The organism is Mesorhizobium sp. B2-4-2 (assembly GCF_006442845.1).
Classification (GTDB): Bacteria; Pseudomonadota; Alphaproteobacteria; order Rhizobiales; family Rhizobiaceae; genus Mesorhizobium.
Genome location: NZ_VFVM01000012.1, coordinates 94,565 through 113,786 on the forward strand (window position 1 = coordinate 94,565; position 19,222 = coordinate 113,786).

A 19,222-nucleotide genomic window follows, 5' to 3' on the forward strand; every position below is an offset into this window, starting at 1 on the left:
CTAGATGATGAGCTTCAGCGCCGCCGCAGCAACCGCTTCGGACGTTATGTTGAAATGCCGGTACAGATCGGGGGCAGGGGCGCTGGCGCCGAAACCGGCCATGCCGACGACAGCGCCCGTCTCGCCGACCCAGCGGTCCCAGCCCAGCCGGGCTGCCGCTTCGACCGCGACGCGCGGCGCGGAGCCGAGAATGGCCTTGCGGGTGGCGCTTTCCTGCTCCTCGAAAAGCTCCCAGCATGGCATCGAGACGACCGCGGCGGCGACGCCATGCTCGGTCTCCAGCCTTTCGGCGGCGGCAACCGCGATCTCGACCTCCGAGCCGGTTGCGATCAGGGTGACGGCACGGTGCCTGGCTGGCTCGCGCAGGATGTATGCGCCCTGGCTGGAGCGGTTCGCGTCGCTGTGCGCCTCACGCAGCATCGGCAGGTTCTGGCGCGACAGCACCAGCACGCTCGGCCGATACCTGCTCTTCAGCGCAAGTTCCCAGCATTCCGCCGTTTCGATGATATCCGCTGGGCGAAAGACATTGAGGTTCGGCGTGGCCCGCAGCATCGCCAGGTGCTCGACCGGCTGATGCGTCGGGCCATCCTCGCCGAGGCCGATGGAATCATGCGTCATCACGTAGATGACGCGCTGGCCCATGAGCGAGGAGAGCCGTATCGCACCACGCGCATAGTCCGCGAAGCAGAGGAACGTACCGCCATAGGGCACGAAGCCTCCATGCAATGCGATGCCGTTCATGGCGGCGGCCATGCCGTGTTCACGAATGCCGTAGTGAATATAGCGGCCGGCATAGTCGCTCGGCGCAATGCGGTTCATGCCATTGGTGATCGTCAGATTCGAGTGCGTCAGATCGGCCGAGCCGCCGACGGTCAACTCCGTGGCGCCGTTGATGACCTCCAGCGCCATTTCGGAAGCTTTTCGCGTTGCCACCTTGGTTGCCTTCTCGACATGCTCTCGGCGAAAGGCATCGAGCGCTTCGAAGACCGCGTCGGGCAGTCTGGCGGCGACCGCGTTCTCGAAGGCCTCTCGCTGCGGCGAGGCGGCAAGCCGCTGCTCCCAGGCGCCCCGCATCGCTTCGCCGCGGCCGGCAATTTCGCGCCAGGCGAAAAGCACGTCGTCCGGCACCTCGAACGGCGCGAAGGTCCAGCCAATGTTCTCGCGGGTCGCAGCGATCTCTGCCTCGCCCAGCGGCGCGCCATGCGTCTTCTCCGAGCCGCCGAGGTTGGGGGCGCCCTTGCCGATCACTGTGCGGCAGGCAATCAGCGACGGTCGATCTGACTGCCGCGCCGCCTCGATAGCCACGGCGACGGCTTCCATGTCGTGGCCGGAGACCGTTTGGACATCCCAGCCGGCGGCTTTGAAGCGCGCCGGCTGGTCCATCGACGTGGACAGGGAGGTTGGCCCGTCAATGGAGATCGCATTGTCGTCCCAGAAGACGATCAGGCGGGAAAGCTTCAGGTGGCCGGCGAGGTCGATCGCCTCGTGGCTGATGCCTTCCTGCAAGCAGCCGTCGCCTGCAATCACATAGGTATGATGGTTGACCAGATCGGCACCGTAGCGGGCAGCAAGCATGCGCTCCGCCAGCGCCATTCCGACCGCCGTGGAAATGCCTTGTCCGAGCGGGCCGGTGGTGGTCTCGACACCAAGCGCGTGGCCATATTCGGGATGTCCGGCCGTGCGGCTGCCCAGTTGCCGAAACCGCTGCAACTCCTCGATCTGCATGTCTTCATAGCCGAGCAGATAGTGCAGCGCGTATTGCAGCATCGAGCCATGGCCGGCTGAAAGCACGAAACGGTCACGGTCGGGCCAGCCCGGCGTGGAAGGATCGATATTGATGAAGCGGTTGAACAGCACCGTTGCGACATCGGCCATGCCCATCGGCATGCCGGGGTGTCCCGAATTCGCTTTTTGGACGCTGTCCATCGCCAGCACGCGAATGGCGTTCGCCATGTCGAGCTCCGAGACGACGGCGGCGGCAGGCTTTAGTGCTGTTTGGCTGGTCATGGCGTCCTCCTCACGACACACGGCTCTTGCGTTCGATCAATTGCAGGATGAGCGGCGTCAGGATCAGCTGCATGGCAAGGTCGAGCTTGTTGCCTGGCACCACGATGGAATTTGGCCGCGACATGAACGAGTCGTGGATCATCGACAGCAGATATGGAAAATCGATGCCGCGCGGATTGGCGAAGCGGATAACCAGCATCGATTCGTCAGGCGTCGGAATCCAGCGCGCGATGAAGGGGTTGGACGTATCGACAATCGGCACGCGCTGGAAATTGATGGCGGTCTGCGAGAATTGCGGGACAATGTAGCGGACATAGTCGGGCATCCGGCGCAGGATCACGTCCATCACCGCCTCGGTGGAATAGCCGCGTGTCGAACGATCGCGATGGATCTTCTGGATCCATTCGAGATTGATGACCGGCACGACGCCGATCTTGAGATCCGCATGCTTCGCCAAATTGATCGTGTCGGTGACGACACAGCCGTGCAGCCCCTCGTAGAAGAGCAGGTCGCTGGGACCGAACTCGCGCCATTCGGTAAAGCTTCCCGGTGGCGTGCCGTACTGCTTTTCCTCTTCCTCGTCATGGATGTAGGTGCGGGTTCTTCCGGATCCCCGGCGGCCGTATTCCGCGAACACCTCTTCGAGAATCCCGAGTTCGTTGGCCGCGGCATGGAAGTGGGTGAAGTTCGGATTGCCGGCCTTCTCCTCTTCGGCCACCTTTGCCTTCATCGCGGCGCGGTCGTAGCGGTGGAATGCGTCGCCTTCGATGAACGCGGCCTCGATGTTCTCGCGCCGGAAGATCAGCTCGAAGATACGCTTGACCGAAGTGGTGCCGGCGCCCGACGAGCCGGTGATGGTGATGATGGGGTGCTTGGCTGACATGGTGCTGCTCAGGCTCTGAAGAGGCCACGGCGGCTGAACAGCGGCGCTCGTTCGCCGATGTTGCTCGGCTCGGTGTGGTAGCGGGTGACGCGCGCGACCTCCCGCGCCGACCCGAAGACCATCGGCACGCGCTGGTGCAGGCTGTCGGGTTCGATGTCCAGGATGCGGTTGATCGTATCGGTGGCCGCACCGGCAGCCTGTTCTATGAGATAGGCAATCGGGTTGGCCTCGTAGACCAGGCGCAGCCGTCCCTGACCGTAGCCCTTGCGCCGGTCGCCGGGGTAGAGAAACACGCCGCCGCGCATCAATATACGGTAGCAGTCGGCGACCAGGGAGGCGATCCAGCGCATGTTGAAATCCTTCTCTCGCGGTCCTTCGGTGCCCTCCAGGCAGTCGTCGACATAGAGCCGCACGGCCTCGTCCCATTGCCGGTAGTTGGCGGCGTTGATGGCGAACTCCTGGGTGCGTTGCGGAATGATCCGGCTCTCGTAGGCCTGGACGAAGGTGCCGAGCCTGGCCGACAGGACGAAGATATGCGTACCGCTGCCGAGCGACAGGACGAGCGCCAACTGCGGCCCATAGATGAAGAAACCGGCGCCCAGCTGATTCACGCCCGCCTGCAAAAAAGAGGCGGCCGGATCGGCATCCGGCGCGCCAGTTGCGGGCAGGAGCGAGAAGATCGTTCCGATCGACACGTTGGTGTCGATGTTGGAAGAGCCGTCGAGCGGGTCGATGGCAATGGCGAGTGGTGCTTGCCTGTCGAGCAGGACCGGCTGCTCCAGCTCCTCGGAAGCGTAGAGCGCGACCGGAGCGTGGCGCATGGCGTCGAGGAAGATGTCGTCGGAGAAGACGTCGAGATCCTTCTGGACATCGCCGTCGGCGTTGGCGCCACGGGTCCCGGCAAAGGCGGCGCCGAGCACACCTTGATTGATGGTATTGCGGATCTTGCTGGCGGCCTGTGTCAGCTGACGGACAGTCGTCACGACCGCGGAGCGAAGTTCGTCCGGCTGGCCGAGATAGGAGTTCAGAAAAGCGTCGAGCGTTGCCGCTGGCATCGTAACCTCCCGATCCAGCCGCGTCTCCTCGGATCGGCTGGATCGGGGGAATGAAAACAAACGACACTTGATAAGTAAAATTCAATAACTTTACGTTGGTACTAAAAATAATTTAGTATGAGACATGAGAAACCTCACGCTCAAGCATTTCAAGACCATCCAGGCCATCATCAGGCACGGAAAAATTGTGAGTGCGGCCAAGGCGTTAGGTCTGTCTCCTTCAGCACTGACAATTCAGTTGCGGCAAATGGAGGAAGAATTCCAACTGGCTCTGTTCGACCGGACGTCGGACGGCATGCGTCCCACTGCCGCAGGTTTGGCCGTCGTTGAGGCAGCGCAAGCTATCGAGGAGCATCTCGGTCTGCTCGAAGACAAGATCGACGCCATCAAGGGCGTTCGTACGGGTAGCTTGAGGCTCGGCGTCGTTTCCACCGCCAAGTATTTCGCGCCGCGGTTGATGGCTGCGTTCATGAAGGAACATCCCGACATCGACATGCGGCTTGCCATCGGCAATCGTGCCCAGACGATCGACAACCTCAAGAATCACGACATCGACATCGCGCTGATGGGGCGCCCGGCGAAAGAGGTCCCGGTGCGTGCTTCGGTCTTCGGCGACCACCCGCTGGTCATCATCGCACCGCCCGAACACCCGCTGGCGGCGGCACGCGATATCTCCAAGGAGCGCATTGCCGAGGAGCATTTCCTTATTCGCGAGCCCGGCTCCGGAACCCGCATCTCGCTGGAAATATTCCTGAGCGACGTGCCTGGCCGCATCGATGAACTCGGCGTCGAGATGGGCTCGAACGAAACGATCAAGCAGGCGGTGATGGCTGGTCTGGGCATCGCCTTCATTTCTGCCCACACGATCGCCGCGGAAACCGAAGCTGGCCGGCTCGTCATCATCGACGTTGTCGGCATGCCGATCCGCCGACAGTGGTTCTCGGTGATACGAACCGATCACGCAATCTCGCCGGCCATGGCTACGTTCAACGACTTCCTGATGCGCAAGGGCGCGATGTATCTGCCCCTGTTCGGTAAGCTTTATCCCGATTCCTGAGCGGGATGACCGACGGATGGCGTTCGGAATCGACCGGAGCGAGACGCCGGACGTGTCGCCGGCCAAGAGACGTGAAATCCGTCGCAAGGTCGACTGAAGGTCTATTTCTTCCGACCGAGCGTTTCCGAGACGGTCCTGGACAATTGATAGAGCCGCTGCTCGATTATCGTCGGCACGTCGCAGACATAGGTCAGCGACTGGACACGTTCGTTGAAAATGCGCGTCGCGAAATTCAACTGGTCGGCACGCCGTTCGACTTCGTCCGGATCGGCGTCGGCTTTGGCACGCAGGGCGTCGACGTCGGATGCTTCCTTGCGCAATTCAGCCGCCATTTCGAGCTGCTTGTGGGCATAGCGGGAAATGCCGGAAATCACGTGCGAACGCTCGGCGTCCATGTGATCGAACATTCCCTGCACCAGCATCGCCATCTTTGGTGCGACCTGCTCCGCCGGCAGGGAAGCCGCGAAGTCCTTGATCTCCTTCTGGGCTTCGGCAATCGGCGTCCGTCGGGCCGCCACCGCCTCGACCAGCGCGGAGACGCCCGAATCCTTCGACCAATCCTTCGCCGCCGGGGGAAGCTCCGGCCCATTCCAGATCTGGCCGAGCGAGAGCTGCGGCACCTTGCGCTGCATGCAGGGCCAGTCGGGATCGGTGTTTGCCGCCCTGGCGTCCATCGGGACAAGCATGGCGACCAGAACCAGGGTGTGCACAAGTCTCATTCGCGCCATCAGCCGTTTCCTCCCGTGTCCTGTTTGCGGGTCATCAGGCCGCGCGAAGGATCGTACGCAATGATGGCGCCGCCCAGAAACAACAGCGTGCAACCGGCGACGACGCCCAGCGACAGCCAGTCGATCTGCCCATAGAAGGCGAAGCGGATCAGTTCGACGGCATAGGTGAACGGATTGGCGAGGCAGATCTTGTAGAGCAGGGGGCTTGCCTCCTGGATACGCCACAAAGGATACAGCGCCGGCGACGCGAAATAGCCTGGAAAGATGACGAAGTTCATGATGCCGGCGAAGTTTTCGAGCTGCTTGATCATGGACGACAAAAGCATGCCGAGCGCGCAAAGCATCATGCCCGACAGGAACAGCGCCGGCAGCACGTAGAGATAGCCGAGCGGCGGCGCCCTGACGCCCCACAACCAGGCGACGATCAGAAATGCGTAGACTTGCACGATCGATACGGCCACGCCGGCCAACATCTTCGACATCAGCAGGAACCAGCGCGGAAATGGGCTGACCAGCAGGATGCGCATGTTGCCCATCTCGCGGTCGTAGACCATCGACAGTGAAGACTGCATGCCGGAAAACAGCAGGATCATGCCGCACAGACCCGGAGTGATGTAGACCTCGTAGAGCACATAGGTCTTGTAAGGAGGGATGATCGACACGCCGAGCACCTGGCGGAAGCCGGCGGCGAAGATGAACAGCCAGACGAGCGGCCGCACCAGTGAGGAAATGAACCGTTCGCGTTGGTGCAGGAAGCGCAGGCACTCGCGCAGGACGATGCCTTTCAGGCAAATGAGATAGTGGCGGAGGCCGAATGGTTCAGACCCTACCGGTTTGATGCCGACGACTTTTCCGGGCATCGCAGGAGCGCTCATGACGATGTCTCCGCCATGCCCGTCTCGTCGACGCGGCTGAGCTTCGAAAAGGCATCGCGAATGGAATTTCCTCCATTTGCCTGGACGACATCCGACACCTTGCCCCTGGCGACCAGGTCACCCCGCCGCAGCACGACGACATGATCGGTATCGTCGACTTCATCGATCAGATGCGTGGCCCAGAGCACGCCGATACCATCGGTTTCGACGAGCTTGCGGATGGTGGCGAGGATGCCAGCACGCGACTCGATGTCAAGGCCGACGGTCGCTTCGTCAAGCAGGAGCAGGGAAGGTCGGTGAAGCAGCGCCCGGGCGATCTCGATGCGCCGCATCTGACCGCCGGAGAGGCTGCGTGCCTTGTCATGCTGGCGGCCCTGCATGTCGACTGTGTCAAGCAGCGCGGCGATGCGCTGCCGGGCTTCGCGTCCGCCAATGCCATGCAGCGAGGCATGGTAGGAAAGATTCTGATAGACGCTGAGATCGAGGTCGAGCGTGCGCGCCTGGAACACGATGCCGACCCGTCTGAGAGCTTCGCCCGAAGCGCTGCGGATGTCGTGGCCGAAGATGCGGATCGAGCCGTGACGCGTGTCATAGAGGTGGCTGATCAGGGAGAACAGTGTTGTCTTGCCGGCCCCGTTGAGGCCGAGCAGGACGGTGAACGTCGCCGGCAAGATCGAGAACGAGACCTCTTTGAGTGCCCGCTTCGGTCCATAGGAGTGGCTGACGGCACTGACGTCGAGCGCCGCCGCCTCGTCTCCCGGTCCGCTTGTTCTCACATGCTGCATGCCCGGATCGCTCCTTCAGGACGCGTTGGCAGGACGCACTGCTATCTAGCGCGCCTCATTGCCTTTGGTCTCACTTGATCGTGATCTTGCCCTTCAGGCCCTTGTCGGCGAGGTCGGGAACCGACCAGGTATATTCGCCCGGGCGAACTGTGTGGAATTGCACCTGGATTGTTCCCGCGTCGTCGAATTCCAGCCAGGCCGGTCCGCCGTCCATATGCACCTCCAGATCGTCGATGACGATCTGGTCCATCCACACATTGCGGAACAGGTCGGTCACGAACTTGTATTCGAAACCGCCCTTGGAGGTGATCTTCCACCGATAGCCTTGGCCGGCGATCAGTTCGAAATCCTTCTGATTGACGGCATAGGTGGAATCGGCCGAGCCGATAATCAATTCCGGCAGGTTCTTGCTGGCACGCGAGGGTTTTGGCGTTGCGTCATCCGCGCTTGCGCCGATCGGAGCAAGCACAAACCCGGCGAGCGCGGCGAAGATAAACCTATGGCGAAATTTCATGTCGCGATCCTCCCCATGATCAATGTCTGCTATTTGGGCGAAATGGCCACACCCCAAGGCTGCTGGCCTACGGTGAGCGATTGGACCGGCTCGTCGGTCGCCGTATCGATGAACGTGATGTCGTTGGAGTTGCCATTCGTGGTGATCAGCGTTTTCTGGTCGGGTGTGAAGGCCAGGTGCCAGACGCGTTGGCCGACGAGGATGTATTTCTCGACCTCGTAGGTGTCGGTATTGACCACGGCGACATGGTTCGCCGGGCCGAGCGCGACATAGGCTTTCTTGCCGTCGGCGCTGATGGCGATGCCTACCGGCTGGATGGTCTCAGCCCGCAATCCCTGAATCGCGAACTGGATCTTCTTCACCACTTCGCGTTTGGCGTTATCGATGACGCTGACGGTGCCGCCGACCTCGGCGCTGACCCAGACCTGCGAGCCGTCCGGCTTGAATTCGGCAAAGCGCGGGCGCGTGTCGACCAGTACGTTATCGGTTACATCGTGGGTGCCAGTGTCGATGAAATGCGCCATGCTGGTGGTTTCCGAGGTGTTGACCATGGTCTTGCCATCAGGGCTGATACCCATGCCTTCCGGTTCCACGCCGACTGGAATCTCGGCCATGACCTGCTTGCTCTCGACGTCGATGGCGGTGACGAGGTTGTCGTCCTCATTGGCGACATAGAGCGTCTTGCCGTCAGGCGAGAGCACGAACAATTCGGGATCGGGGCCAGATGGCAGCGTGCCGACGATCTGCAGCGTCGCGGTGTCGATGATTTCGACCGTGTCGTCGTCACTGGCGCAAAGATAGACGAATTTGCCGTCATGCGAGATGGTGATGCCGCGTGGCCTCTGGCCGACCTCGACGGTCTTCACCACCTGCATGGTGGCCGTGTCGACGACCGTCATCGTGTTGTCCTTCTCGTTGGAAACGTAGGCCGTATAGGCCGATGCCGGGCCGGCCGTGAGGCCGGCCGCGAGAATGGCCAATGCACAAGCTCGTGTCTGCACGCAAATTCCTCCCCTTTGGCCCTACTTGAGAACGCATTTCGTTTCCGGCTGATCGATACCAAGCGTATCGAGTTCGGAGAATTGGTGGAGATAGCCCTCCTGCGGTGATGTCGAAACGACCGACTTGGTGTCGCCAAGCAGGATCGGCTGGCGAAGCTGGAGGTTCCATTTGCGGAAGGTGAGCTTCTGTCCCTTGAAGGCGGCAACCGAGAAATCGCCCGACCGGATGTAGTCATTGATCTTTTTGGCATCGTCGCCTTTGGTGCGCGTGGTGGCTTCGCCGACGGCACGCACTGCTGTCCACGCCGACATGTCCTTGGAAAGCATCCGCCGGCCCGTCGTCTTCAGGAAGCGGCTCTGCATCTGGATGCCGCCCCATTGCTCGCTGGCGGGATGCCACGACGATGCAACAAGCCCGGCCGTGCCGGCGACCAGCCGCGGCGTCCAGGTGCGGTAGGGCACGTAGGTGCCAAACACCTGGCTTTCGTCGGCGACAAGCACAATGTCGTGCTCCGGCAGATCCTGCGTGAATACGGAAATCTGCTGCTGTATCTGCGTGGCGCCGGTGTCGGTACGCCTGGCCGTGCCGGTGTCCTTGAATTCCTTCTCGGCGACGATCTGGCCGCCGAAACGGGTTGCCGCGCGGCGCAACGCGTCGGCGTAGAGATGGTCCTGCTCATGCGAGCCGTAGAGCAGCACCCAATTCGGCCACTTCTTCACCATGAGATACTGCGCCAGCGCATCGGCAAGCATGCTGCGCGTCGGCGCGATATGAAAAACATTGATGCGGCAGTCCTCCTCGCGCAGGCTATCGTCGGTGGCACCGATGTTGAAGATCAGCACGCCCTTGTCGCGGGCTATATCGGCGATCGACAGCAATTGTTTGGCCGAGAGGTCTGCGACGACATAGTGGTCACCTTTGGCGATCAGGTCCTCGAATGCCTGAACCGCGTCGGCTTCGGGTTTGATCTCGGTCACGTCGAGGCTGAATTTCTGGTCGGTGAATTTTCCGGTGGTGTTGTTATCGCCGATTGCCACAGTGGCGCCGGCGACACCTTCGTCACGCGGCGGCAGGTCGAGCATGGAAAGCGTCAATTGCGGCGCGTAGGCCCGCAAATACCCTATCTTGATTTCAGTGACCTTTTTTTCCGGCTTCGCCGCCGCTTCCTGGGCTATCGCGCCCGGAGCGTTGACGGTCAGGGAAAAAAAGCACAAAAAGGCGGCGAGAGTGCCCGGCACCGCGCTCGTCATCGATAGTAATTACCCATTCTTGCGCTGAGGTCCGACGGGTGTCGGAGCAGCGCTAAGTCCAGGTGCCCATGGTCAACTTAGCCGACCCGCAAAATTTATCAAACCCTATCGGACGACTTTTCGCGTCTGCCCTGGCTCGGTGTCTTTTTGACAAACATGCCATGGCGGCTGAAAAGATTGCCATCTTCGATTTCGAGGTCGTTCGCAGCTATGTCATCCGCGACGTGCGCGAGAATCAAGCGGACGAAGGACAAAAGATCTTGTCCTCCAAACTGGAGAAACTGTTCAAATGACCAGAATGCTGGCCAGCGTCACCGGCATCGAAGAGGCGGAGATCGTTCTTTCGAGCGGCGCCGACATCGTCGATCTGAAGGATCCGAAGGCGGGAGCGTTGGGCGCGGTACCCACGGAAACCATCCGCCGAACGATTTCGTTCATCGCTGGTCGGGCTCCGGTCAGCGCGGTCTGCGGCGACCTGCCGATGGAACCCGAAACGATCCGCGCCAAGGCTGAAGAGATCGCGGCGACCGGCGTCGATTATGTCAAGATCGGGTTTTTCCCATCGGCTCACATCCCTGCCTGCGCGGAGGCGCTCGAACCGCTGGCCGCGCGAACGAAGTTGATCGCTGTGCTCTTTGCCGATCTGGCGCCGGACTTCGAGCTCCTGCCGGTATTCGGCAGGCACCGCTTCCACGGCGTGATGGTTGATACCGCGCAGAAGGGAAAGGGCCGGCTGCTCGACCATTTGCCACCGGAGCGGATTCCGGGATTCGTCGATCGAGCCAAGTCGCTCGGTCTGATGGTTGGCCTGAGCGGATCGCTCGAAGCCCCGGATATTCCACGTCTATTGCCTTTCGCTCCCGATTTCCTCGGCTTTCGCGGCGCGCTGTGTGGCCATGCCGACCGCGCGGGTTCAATCAGCGCCGAGGCGGTCTCGCAGATTCGCGAATTGGTCCCGGCAGAGCCTGGGACGGGCGGTAAATCGAGCATCGACTATCGCCTGTTGGCAGCGAGAGGCTATTCGCCGGGCACCGATCCGACACTGGGCACGGACAGGATTTTCGTGCGGGATTTTGTTCTGCCGGTCCAGATCGGTGCCTACAGCTTCGAGCATGGTCATACTCAAAAGGTGCGCTTTGATGTGATCGCCGACGTGCTGCAAGTCACCGACCATCCCGAGGACATGCGCCATGTGTTCTCCTATGACATCATCATGGATGGCATTCGCACCATCGTCGCGCGGGGGCACATTCAGCTCAGCGAGGCTTTGGCCGAGCAAGTGGCGGCGCACGTTCTGGAGAACGAGCGCGTCGTGCGCGTCACGGTAAGGGTGGAAAAACTCGAGCTCGGGCCTGGCGGTGTCGGCGTCGAGATCGAACGCAAGCGCCAATCGGCAGGACGCGGTGTCGCCTCCGGCTCTGCCGGCCGAAAAGACAGAGGCAGTGTTTCCCGGCCGCGCCAGCAAGGCTCCGACGTCCTCGGGCGGGCCGTCGTCAAGCTTGGCGGCAGCACTGCCCATGCGGCGGAAATGACGAGCTGGATCGCGGCGCTGGCGGGTTCCAGGTTACCGATCGTCATCGTGCCCGGCGGCGGCCTGTTTGCCGATCAGGTGCGCGAGACGCAGACCCGCATGGATTTTTCCGACACCGCCGCACATGCCATGGCGATCCTCGCCATGGAGCAGTTCGGCCAAATCATCCTCGATCGGGACGAAAGACTGACGCCGGCACGATCGCTGGAGGAGATTGTGCGAGCATTGGACGAAGGCAAGGTTCCGGTGTGGCTGCCGTCGTCACTTGCGTTGCCGGCACCGGACCTTCCGGCCTCTTGGGACATTACCTCCGATTCCCTGGCTGCCTGGCTTGGCGGGAAGCTGGGCGCGAACGCGCTGTTGCTTATCAAGCAGACCGATGCATTCTTCGACAACGATACCCCTGACAGCCTGAAGGCCAGGGGCATTGTCGACCCAGGCTTTGCCGCCATGCTGCCCGACGGCATCGATTTCCGTCTCGCCGGTCCGAAGGATGCCGCCGAGGCGGGCGCGCTACTCGCATCGGGCAAGCTGCCCGGCATCGGGATTGTGGCTTCGACCCGCTCGGCAAAGAAGGCAGGATAGCCGATGGTGAAGCTGCACGTGCCGCGCTGGGCGTGGGTTTTGACGGGGTCCGGGCATTTTTTCACGGAGAGCTTCGCACTTGTTCGCCAACTCGAACATTGCGATGTCTTCGTGTCGAAAGCCGCCAATGAAGTGCTGCGCATGTACAAGCTCAAACTCGATTTTCCGGAGACGACGCGCGTGCTGCACGACAAGACGGCGAGCGCCATTCCCGTCGGCGAATTTTACCACGGCGTCTACCACACGGTCGTGGTGGCGCCTGCCTCGTCCAACACGGTTGCCAAATGCGTCTGGGGTATATCCGATACGCTTGCCACCAACGTCTTTGCGCAAGCCGGAAAGTGCCGCGTGCCGATCATCGTCTTTGCCTGCGACACCGCACCCGAACTCGAAACCATGGCGCCGCATGGCCTGGTCAAAGTCTATCCGCGCAGGATTGACCTGGAAAACACCGAGCGGCTGAAGGGGTTCGAACGAACCCAGGTCGTCGAGTCGCTCGCGGACCTCAACGCGGCGGTTCAGCAACGCCGGGCCGAGCTGTCCGGCCATGGCTGAGCGGCTGGTCTTTCTCACGGGACATCTGGCCAGGGCACGGTTGGAAAAGCTGCTATCCGGTCTGGGCGAGACGGAGTTTTCGTGGGAGGTGGTCGACATAGGTGTCAAGGTCGCCGCACTGATGACCGAAGACATCATAAAGCGGCGTCTCATCGCGCCCAACGCCGTTGACCGCTTTATCCTGCCAGGGCGCTATCGCGGCGATATCGAGCAATTGTCGAACCATTTCGGCGTGCCCTTTGCGCGCGGTCCTGACGAGATCGCGGACCTGCCGGCCTTTCTCGGCCGTGTCGGCGAGCCGCCGGATCTTACGCGTCACGATATGCGCATCTTCGCCGAGATCGTCGATGCGCCAATGCTGTCGATCGAAGCGCTCACGCTGCGGGCGGGGACGCTAGCTGCGGCCGGCGCCGATGTCATCGATCTTGGCTGCCTGCCTGAAACGCCATTTCCGTTGCTGTCGGAGGCTGTGCGCGAGCTCAAGGCACAAGGATTTCAGGTCAGCGTCGATTCGGCCAGCGCGGACGAACTGTCGATCGGTGCACGCGCCGGTGCGGACTATCTTCTCAGCCTCGACGAGAACACGCTGCCGTTAGTGTTCGGCCATGGGGCTACGGCAGTGTTGATCCCGTCCGCCCCCGGCGATCTGGATTCGCTTGGCCGCGCCATCGATGCGGCGCAAAGGGCTGGCATTTCCTTTATCGCCGATCCCGTGTTGGATCCGATCCACTTCGGCTTCGCCCAATCGCTCGGCCGCTTCATCGAGGCGCGCCGCCGCTGGCCGGAGATCGAATTGCTGATGGGCACCGGCAATCTCACCGAACTTACCGACGCCGACAGTTCCGGCGTTACGGCCGTTCTAACGGGGCTCTGCTCGGAACTCGGGATTCGAAACGTGCTAGCCGTGCATGTCAGTCCGCACACGGTGCGGACGATCGAGGAGCACGACATTGCCCGCCGCGTGATGTTTGCCGCCCGCAATGACGGTGCACTGCCGCGTAGCTATCACCCAGGCTTGCTGCAGATCCACGATCGCAAGCCCTTCACGGCCTCGACCGATGATATCGCTGGATTGGCGGCCGAGGTGCGCGACGCCAACTACCGTATCGCGGCAGCGGAGGACGGCATTCATATTTTCAACGGCAAAGGGCACGCGGTTGCCACGGATGCGTTCGAATTCTTCGCCGGACTTGGCGTGGAGACCGATGGTGCGCATGCTTTCTATCTGGGCGCGGAACTGACGAAGGCCGAGATCGCGTGGCGCCTCGGCAAGCGCTATGTTCAGGACGAGCCGCTCGCATGGGGCGTTGCCGCACCGGCTCCCGAAACCGACCGTACCCGTCTTGCCAAACCGGGCGAAACGCTTCGCGCGAAGAAGGAGGGCTAGGTGCCTTACATTCGCGAGACAATCATCACCACTGTCGACAAGACAGGAAAGGTCCATATCGCGCCGATCGGCATAATCTCCGAAAAAGACGGCTGGGTCATCGCACCGTTTCGTCCCTCGGTTACGCTCGACAATCTGGCGGCGGTGCCGTTCGCCATCGCCAACTACACCGACGACGTGCGCGTCTTCGCTGGATGCCTGACCGGGCGCAAGGACTGGCCGACCGTTCCCCTTGAAGATTTTCTGGTTCCCCGGTTGGCGACTGCGCTGGCGCATTCGGTTCTCGAAGTCGAGAGCGTTGACGATGATGGCGTGCGCCCTCGCCATTTCTGCCGCGTGGTTCGAGAGGAAATGCATGCGCCCTTCACCGGCCTGAACCGCGCCAAGGCGGCTGTTCTGGAACTGGCCATCCTGGTCAGCCGGCTCGGCATGCTATCCCGCGACAAGATCGAGGCCGAGATCGCGTATCTTTCGATCTCTATCGAAAAGACAGCCGGCGCCGACGAATGGGAAGCCTGGGGTTGGCTGATGCAGCGTGTCAGCGATCACCTGGCCGCCAAAGGGTCCAGCAGCGGGGACGCGTGAGCATGACGGCGCGAGCGCCGCTACGCTGCTTGTGATCGATATCCAGCCAGCAGCGCCACCGCCGATGCTGGTGCGGCGCGGCTGGCCTCACCGCGAACAGCGTCATGGGCGGGGACGATGTCGGCGAAATCGACAAAGCGACGTTCCATGCGCTCGGCCAGCCGCCTGATCTGCCAGCGGCCCGTTCCGGCGCCGACGATCGGAACATCTTGAGCAAGACCCCAGGCAACCAGGGATGCTGCGTCGTGGATTTTCCGCAATTGCTGCTCGCTGAACCAGCGTGCGACTTCACCCCATTCCGGCGGCGAAAGTTCAGCGGCGTCGCGCCCGACCATGCGCGCCAGTCGCGCGATTGAGCCGTGGACGGTCTTTTCCTTGCCGTCGGCGGAAGGGTGCATGTCGTCCTCCTCATCGAGCACGCCCAGGATCCGGTGCGCGTCGGCGATCGAGGCGAAATACTCGTTCATCAATGGCGTCAGCCTTCGATGGACCGGAACAGACGAGGCTACACCGAACAGAAATGTCCTGGTAAATCCCGTATAGACCAATTCACCAGTCAGAAGCCGTCCGGCATCGGTGTAGCCCTCATTGACGACGGCGCCGTCCTTTATGGCGATAATGTCGGTGGTGGTGGAGCCCATGTCGACGAACAGGGCATCGCCGGCCAATTTTGCCACCAAAGAGGCTGTCGCGTGCCAGTTGGCGGAGGCGACATCGGTGCTCAGCCGCGCTGCCTGCTCGACCTCGACAAAGCCGGATGATCCGGCATAGATCAGCTTTTCGCCTGTGGGAAAACGGTTGGAAATCTGATCCAGCAGCGTCGTCACGCCGATATCGCGGGACGCAAAGATGTCCGACAGTTCGCCCGTCATGGTGAACGCGTTGAGATCGGCTTCCGCATAGATCGGAGCTGTTTCGTCGAGGGCCGAGGTCAGGCTGTGCAACCCTTGCCAGAGCGGCGTGGCGATCGTTACCGCGCCGACGATGCGGCCGCCTTGCGCGCGCGTCACCTTCAGATGCGCGCCGCCAATGTCGAAGCCCGCAATGATGCTCTTTCTTTTTTCCACACTTCAAGCTTTCATGACAGCAGTTGGTCGGCGAGAAAAACGTTGCGCATCATTCCGGTTCTCGACTTGAAAGGCGGCGAGGTCGTTCGCGCCCAGCAAGGAAAACGCGATCGCTACCGGCCGATCGTTACCCCGCTCAGCCGAAGTTCCGATGTCCTCGCCGTCGCCGAAGGGTTGCGCACGCTTTATCCCTTTTCGACCTTCTACATCGCCGATCTGGACGCCATCGGAGGCGGTACTCCAAACAGCGACGCACTTGCCCGGCTGAGGGCGATGACGCAGCCGCCTGAGCTCTGGGTCGATGCCGGCGTAGCAGACAGGAAAACACTTTCGGCGGCGCTTGCTGAACGTTCGGTGCACCCCGTGTTGGGCTCCGAATCGCAGCAGGACGATGTGCTGCTCCGGCATTTTCGCGATCATCCCGATCTCATCCTGTCCCTTGATTTCCTTGGCGATGATTTTTGCGGACCGCGTTCTCTTCTCGCTGAGCCCGAGCTTTGGCCGCAAAAGGTGATCGTCATGACGCTGGCCAAAGTCGGTGCGGCCGCCGGCCCGGACTTCAGGCGGCTGGAGGAGGTCAAGGCCAAGGCGGGAAGTCGCGCGGTCATCGCGGCCGGCGGCGTCCGCGATGACAACGATATCCACGCATTGTCAGCGATGGGCATCGCCGCAGCGCTGGTCGCAACCTCACTGCACAACGCCACGCTCACACCTAGTCACCTGGCGTCGTTCGGCGCCTGATCACAGTTGCTCCTCACCCCCGAAAGGCGGGCGCCCTTCGGGAGTGTCGCTTCAAAAGCCCAGAACCCTTTTCAGCCGGCGCAACAGACCATCCGTTTCGGAAGATGGCTTTTCCTGTGCGGGGCTGTCTCTTGTCTAGGCCGCGAACGGATGCTTGACGTTGTCGCGCTGAGCGGTGGCTTCGGCGGCGGTCGGGGTTCCTGCGATAGCGCGCTGGATGGCCTCCTTTGTCGCCTCGTAGTTGTATTTCTGGATCTTGGCGTCGTCGGCCGCGTCCCAATGGATGAATACGCCAACGCAAATGAACACGTCGTCCGCTTCGTTTGCCGGAATTGTCCCGTCCGCGACGCTGTCCTGCACTGCCTTTGCAACGGCGTGCTGCGCCGGGCCGAACATCTGTACAGCCTGCTTGGCGCCCTTGATCGTGACCTTGTTGAACATCACCGTATTGGGCTTGCATTGAAGATTGGGCGCGATCACCGCCAAAAGCGAGGTAAAACCGTCCTTGTTGTTGGTGAGCGCGTTGCAAAATGCCGTTTCGACTGCGCTCCCTCGCGGCCCGATGAGCAGGTCGACATGCGCGACTTCGTTGCCGTCCCCGACCAGCGATTCACCGACCATTACCTTCGAGATTTTTGCCATGCCAATTTCCTCCAAGACACAATTATGATGTCCACGGACGCTGCAACCGAGCAGGCGCTCGATGGACAGCTATCCTTGTTGGCAGCGCCCGGATTGCCCGGACCGGTTGGCTAGATAGCCGCGGAAGCACAGCTCCCGCTTTTGGAAGTCAAGCACCAACGCCGCGATTATGCAAGCGAGTGCCTAGAGTGTGGACTAAAAGAGTAGCCACGGTCAGATCGGCCGAGGTGCCGGGGTTTACTTTGTCCGCCTTCAGCCGGCGGTCGAACTCCATGAGCAGGCGAATGCGTGACGGCTCGTCGCCGTTGGCATGGAGCGTCGCCTGAACGGAAAGAGCGTCCTGTCGCACCTGATTTGCGACTTCAATTCCGTGATTGCGCACCACGTGACTGTCGGGGAAGCCTGCGAGAAACGCCATATAGGCGAACACGGTCGGCCACATGCCGCTTTCTCCGCGAGCTAGCGCCCCTACCAGCGCGGCCAGCCCTACCCCGAACACGTCGCCGAAACAGGTGTCATACTGGCGGGCGATCATATCGCGGTCGGCAGCCTCCCGCATTGCTTCCAAGAGATGAACCTTCGGCTCCTGCCGCACATCATTCGCGGCATCTCCCAGGCCGCCTGGCGCTGCCATGGCGATCGCCTCGAACACTGCCCTGGTATCGTCCATGCTCAACGCGCGCAGCAGCGAGTCGAGATTGTCCTGCAAGCTGCCACTCCTCATTTCGGCGGCGCCTATCAGAGGCCCCGCCAGGAGGACGATGCCGAGATTGGTGTTGGTTGCTACCGCCAGGCGTGTCGCACGCACCGCCTCCAGCATGCGCTGCCCGACCGAGAGGCGAGGATCGGTCAGCGGCTCGGACGAAACCTCGGCACTCATCATGAACTGGGCGGCGGACATGCCGTGTCCGTCGGCGAACAGGTGGACATTGCCCGGCTTCAGAGCTTCGATCTCCATCCGGCAGGCATCCTTGTAGCTAGCCCGGAGGCGTTCACGCGATAACGCCATCCTGCCGCTCCGTTACGAATTCGCCGGCGCGGTGAAACGGAAGGGCCGCGGCGCGGCGGTCGCTTCGGTGCGGTCGGCCAGGAATTTCAGCAGGGCATCGGCGATCGCCTCGGCGATGTTCACAGCGACCACCGATTGCAGTCCTGACCAGGCGGGCATGCTGTTCACCTCGAGTACGAACAAGCTGCCATCGTCGGCTCGCACGATGTCCACGCCGGCGAAATCCGCGCCGACGGCGGCTGACGCGGCGACAGCCAGCGATGCCAGCTCAGCCTTGCCAGGTCCCGAAACCGGCTCCGGCACGCCACCCCGGTTGACGTTCGTGATCCAGTCGTCGCTGCTGCGGCTCATCATCGCGACTGTTTCGCCGGCGCAGACAAAAACGCGGAAATCCCGGAAGGGCGGGCCGGCGCGCGACACATAGTGCTGGAGATAGTAGACGCTGTTCACCTCGTCTGCGGCGGGAAGGTCGGAGAGCGTACGGATCAGCCTTATCCCGCGGCCTTGCGCCCCGAACAATGGTTTCAGCACCAGCGGTCCCTCCCGAAGCTCCTGCGCCGCGATCTCCTTGGCGGCGGCAAGTCCTTCGACGGCGAATGTCGGTGGCGTTGGCAGGCCAGCATTTTTCAAGAGGAAAGTCGTCATCGACTTGTCGACGCAGCGTTCGACCGCCTGCGCCGAATTCCACACGGGAACCGACAGCCGGCTCAGCGCGTGCAGTACCCCGAGGCGCCGGGTGATCGCTTCGAACGATCCTGCGGCGATCGAACGGACGAGCACGGCATCGGGCAGCGCACCGCCGAAACCGGGGATCGAAAGTCCGCCCGGGCTGCCGGTGTCGAACGCGATCGCCGCCAGCGGCACGGTTGCAACAATAGCGCCCCGTCGACCAAGCCTTGCCGCGAGGCCACTTGAGCCGGTGTCCGAATTGTCGCTGACGATCAGGATGCGAGGGATCATGTGG

The 19,222-nt window shown here is 61.9% G+C and carries 20 protein-coding genes; 7 read left to right on the forward strand and 13 right to left on the reverse strand.

Features of this window, described 5'->3' with window-relative positions; genetic code table 11:
* From tkt to FJ942_RS23775, 3 genes are read right to left on the reverse strand one after another with little or no spacing between them, the layout of a single operon-like run.
* Complete coding sequence (gene tkt / locus FJ942_RS23765; protein ID WP_140899120.1) at window positions 1–2,007, reverse strand: transketolase; 2,007 nt, start codon at window positions 2,005–2,007, stop codon at window positions 1–3.
* Between the two features lie 10 nt (window positions 2,008–2,017).
* The gene (locus tag FJ942_RS23770; protein WP_140498210.1) at window positions 2,018–2,890 is read right to left on the reverse strand and encodes a phosphoribulokinase; all 873 of its coding nucleotides are present in this window, start codon (window positions 2,888–2,890) and stop codon (window positions 2,018–2,020) included.
* A gap of 8 nt (window positions 2,891–2,898) precedes the next feature.
* Window positions 2,899–3,945 carry a class 1 fructose-bisphosphatase gene (locus FJ942_RS23775; RefSeq protein ID WP_140899122.1) on the reverse strand — a complete coding sequence of 349 codons (1,047 nt, stop codon included), beginning with the start codon at window positions 3,943–3,945 and terminating at the stop codon, window positions 2,899–2,901.
* Window positions 3,946–4,069: 124 nt separating this feature from the next.
* Between FJ942_RS23775 and FJ942_RS23780 the strand changes: the two genes are divergently transcribed.
* A complete protein-coding gene (locus FJ942_RS23780; RefSeq protein ID WP_140899124.1) occupies window positions 4,070–5,002 on the forward strand; it encodes a LysR family transcriptional regulator in 933 nt (310 codons plus the stop codon).
* Window positions 5,003–5,103: 101 nt separating this feature from the next.
* On the opposite strand, the gene FJ942_RS23785 is transcribed toward FJ942_RS23780, so the two are convergent.
* From FJ942_RS23785 to FJ942_RS23810, 6 genes are all read right to left on the reverse strand, one after another.
* Window positions 5,104–5,730: a hypothetical protein gene (locus tag FJ942_RS23785; protein ID WP_140581029.1), complete on the reverse strand. Its 627-nt coding sequence runs from the start codon at window positions 5,728–5,730 to the stop codon at window positions 5,104–5,106.
* Window positions 5,730–6,590 carry an ABC transporter permease gene (locus FJ942_RS23790; protein WP_181165322.1) on the reverse strand — a complete coding sequence of 287 codons (861 nt, stop codon included), beginning with the start codon at window positions 6,588–6,590 and terminating at the stop codon, window positions 5,730–5,732. The genes FJ942_RS23785 and FJ942_RS23790 overlap by 1 nt, the downstream gene beginning before the upstream one ends.
* 11 nt (window positions 6,591–6,601) lie before the next feature.
* Window positions 6,602–7,390, reverse strand: a complete 789-nt coding sequence (locus tag FJ942_RS23795; protein ID WP_140899126.1) for an ATP-binding cassette domain-containing protein — start codon at window positions 7,388–7,390, stop codon at window positions 6,602–6,604.
* Between the two features lie 70 nt (window positions 7,391–7,460).
* Window positions 7,461–7,904 (reverse strand): hypothetical protein, encoded by a 444-nt coding sequence (locus FJ942_RS23800; RefSeq protein ID WP_140498197.1) that lies wholly within the window; start codon window positions 7,902–7,904, stop codon window positions 7,461–7,463.
* A gap of 29 nt (window positions 7,905–7,933) precedes the next feature.
* Complete coding sequence (locus FJ942_RS23805) at window positions 7,934–8,884, reverse strand: YVTN family beta-propeller repeat protein (protein ID WP_246674746.1); 951 nt, start codon at window positions 8,882–8,884, stop codon at window positions 7,934–7,936.
* Between the two features lie 42 nt (window positions 8,885–8,926).
* On the reverse strand, window positions 8,927–10,156 hold the full coding sequence (locus tag FJ942_RS23810) for an ABC transporter substrate-binding protein (RefSeq protein ID WP_140498192.1): 1,230 nt from the start codon (window positions 10,154–10,156) through the stop codon (window positions 8,927–8,929).
* Window positions 10,157–10,224: 68 nt separating this feature from the next.
* Here FJ942_RS23810 and FJ942_RS28605 point away from each other — a divergent pair, with 68 nt between their 5' ends.
* Genes FJ942_RS28605 through FJ942_RS23830 form a run of 5 tightly spaced genes read left to right on the forward strand, consistent with a single transcriptional unit; the run spans window position 10,225 to window position 14,799 of the window.
* Window positions 10,225–10,449 carry a hypothetical protein gene (locus tag FJ942_RS28605; protein ID WP_181170015.1) on the forward strand — a complete coding sequence of 75 codons (225 nt, stop codon included), beginning with the start codon at window positions 10,225–10,227 and terminating at the stop codon, window positions 10,447–10,449.
* Window positions 10,446–12,272, forward strand: a complete 1,827-nt coding sequence (locus tag FJ942_RS28940) for a (5-formylfuran-3-yl)methyl phosphate synthase (RefSeq protein WP_140623845.1) — start codon at window positions 10,446–10,448, stop codon at window positions 12,270–12,272. Before FJ942_RS28605 ends, FJ942_RS28940 begins: the two co-directional genes overlap by 4 nt.
* Before the next feature lie 3 nt (window positions 12,273–12,275).
* A complete protein-coding gene (locus FJ942_RS23820; protein WP_140515154.1) occupies window positions 12,276–12,827 on the forward strand; it encodes a flavoprotein in 552 nt (183 codons plus the stop codon).
* Entirely contained in the window at window positions 12,820–14,214 is a 1,395-nt protein-coding gene (locus FJ942_RS23825) for a DUF6513 domain-containing protein (RefSeq protein ID WP_140899129.1), read from the forward strand. The genes FJ942_RS23820 and FJ942_RS23825 overlap by 8 nt, the downstream gene beginning before the upstream one ends.
* A complete protein-coding gene (locus FJ942_RS23830; protein WP_140685167.1) occupies window positions 14,215–14,799 on the forward strand; it encodes a DUF447 domain-containing protein in 585 nt (194 codons plus the stop codon).
* Window positions 14,800–14,819: 20 nt separating this feature from the next.
* On the opposite strand, the gene FJ942_RS23835 is transcribed toward FJ942_RS23830, so the two are convergent.
* Window positions 14,820–15,866 carry a hydantoinase/oxoprolinase family protein gene (locus FJ942_RS23835; protein ID WP_140685168.1) on the reverse strand — a complete coding sequence of 349 codons (1,047 nt, stop codon included), beginning with the start codon at window positions 15,864–15,866 and terminating at the stop codon, window positions 14,820–14,822.
* Between FJ942_RS23835 and FJ942_RS23840 the strand changes: the two genes are divergently transcribed.
* Window positions 15,816–16,607, forward strand: a complete 792-nt coding sequence (locus tag FJ942_RS23840; protein ID WP_140515158.1) for a HisA/HisF-related TIM barrel protein — start codon at window positions 15,816–15,818, stop codon at window positions 16,605–16,607. The genes FJ942_RS23835 and FJ942_RS23840 overlap by 51 nt on opposite strands.
* 135 nt (window positions 16,608–16,742) lie before the next feature.
* Here the strand turns inward: FJ942_RS23840 and fae are convergent, their stop codons facing one another.
* The 3 genes from fae to FJ942_RS23855 all read right to left on the reverse strand — a co-directional run bounded on the left by fae (window position 16,743) and on the right by FJ942_RS23855 (window position 19,218).
* Window positions 16,743–17,249 carry a formaldehyde-activating enzyme gene (gene fae, locus FJ942_RS23845; protein WP_140498176.1) on the reverse strand — a complete coding sequence of 169 codons (507 nt, stop codon included), beginning with the start codon at window positions 17,247–17,249 and terminating at the stop codon, window positions 16,743–16,745.
* A gap of 148 nt (window positions 17,250–17,397) precedes the next feature.
* The gene (locus FJ942_RS23850; RefSeq protein ID WP_140515159.1) at window positions 17,398–18,258 is read right to left on the reverse strand and encodes a triphosphoribosyl-dephospho-CoA synthase; all 861 of its coding nucleotides are present in this window, start codon (window positions 18,256–18,258) and stop codon (window positions 17,398–17,400) included.
* A gap of 12 nt (window positions 18,259–18,270) precedes the next feature.
* Entirely contained in the window at window positions 18,271–19,218 is a 948-nt protein-coding gene (locus tag FJ942_RS23855) for a RimK family alpha-L-glutamate ligase (RefSeq protein ID WP_140515160.1), read from the reverse strand.
* Window positions 19,219–19,222: the final 4 nt, after the last annotated feature.

What these genes read in the sequence shown, in the direction of transcription:
- tkt (WP_140899120.1), bottom strand. Translation starts at nt 2,007, where the DNA reads ATGACCAGCCAAACAGCACTAAAGCCTGCCGCCGCCGTCGTCTCGGAG.
- FJ942_RS23770 (WP_140498210.1), bottom strand. Translation starts at nt 2,890, where the DNA reads ATGTCAGCCAAGCACCCCATCATCACCATCACCGGCTCGTCGGGCGCC.
- FJ942_RS23775 (WP_140899122.1), bottom strand. Translation starts at nt 3,945, where the DNA reads ATGCCAGCGGCAACGCTCGACGCTTTTCTGAACTCCTATCTCGGCCAG.
- FJ942_RS23780 (WP_140899124.1), top strand. Translation starts at nt 4,070, where the DNA reads ATGAGAAACCTCACGCTCAAGCATTTCAAGACCATCCAGGCCATCATC.
- FJ942_RS23785 (WP_140581029.1), bottom strand. Translation starts at nt 5,730, where the DNA reads ATGGCGCGAATGAGACTTGTGCACACCCTGGTTCTGGTCGCCATGCTT.
- FJ942_RS23790 (WP_181165322.1), bottom strand. Translation starts at nt 6,590, where the DNA reads ATGCCCGGAAAAGTCGTCGGCATCAAACCGGTAGGGTCTGAACCATTC.
- FJ942_RS23795 (WP_140899126.1), bottom strand. Translation starts at nt 7,390, where the DNA reads ATGCAGCATGTGAGAACAAGCGGACCGGGAGACGAGGCGGCGGCGCTC.
- FJ942_RS23800 (WP_140498197.1), bottom strand. Translation starts at nt 7,904, where the DNA reads ATGAAATTTCGCCATAGGTTTATCTTCGCCGCGCTCGCCGGGTTTGTG.
- FJ942_RS23810 (WP_140498192.1), bottom strand. Translation starts at nt 10,156, where the DNA reads ATGACGAGCGCGGTGCCGGGCACTCTCGCCGCCTTTTTGTGCTTTTTT.
- FJ942_RS28605 (WP_181170015.1), top strand. Translation starts at nt 10,225, where the DNA reads ATGGTCAACTTAGCCGACCCGCAAAATTTATCAAACCCTATCGGACGA.
- FJ942_RS28940 (WP_140623845.1), top strand. Translation starts at nt 10,446, where the DNA reads ATGACCAGAATGCTGGCCAGCGTCACCGGCATCGAAGAGGCGGAGATC.
- FJ942_RS23820 (WP_140515154.1), top strand. Translation starts at nt 12,276, where the DNA reads ATGGTGAAGCTGCACGTGCCGCGCTGGGCGTGGGTTTTGACGGGGTCC.
- FJ942_RS23825 (WP_140899129.1), top strand. Translation starts at nt 12,820, where the DNA reads ATGGCTGAGCGGCTGGTCTTTCTCACGGGACATCTGGCCAGGGCACGG.
- FJ942_RS23840 (WP_140515158.1), top strand. Translation starts at nt 15,816, where the DNA reads ATGCGCGCCGCCAATGTCGAAGCCCGCAATGATGCTCTTTCTTTTTTC.
- fae (WP_140498176.1), bottom strand. Translation starts at nt 17,249, where the DNA reads ATGGCAAAAATCTCGAAGGTAATGGTCGGTGAATCGCTGGTCGGGGAC.
- FJ942_RS23850 (WP_140515159.1), bottom strand. Translation starts at nt 18,258, where the DNA reads ATGGCGTTATCGCGTGAACGCCTCCGGGCTAGCTACAAGGATGCCTGC.
- FJ942_RS23855 (WP_140515160.1), bottom strand. Translation starts at nt 19,218, where the DNA reads ATGATCCCTCGCATCCTGATCGTCAGCGACAATTCGGACACCGGCTCA.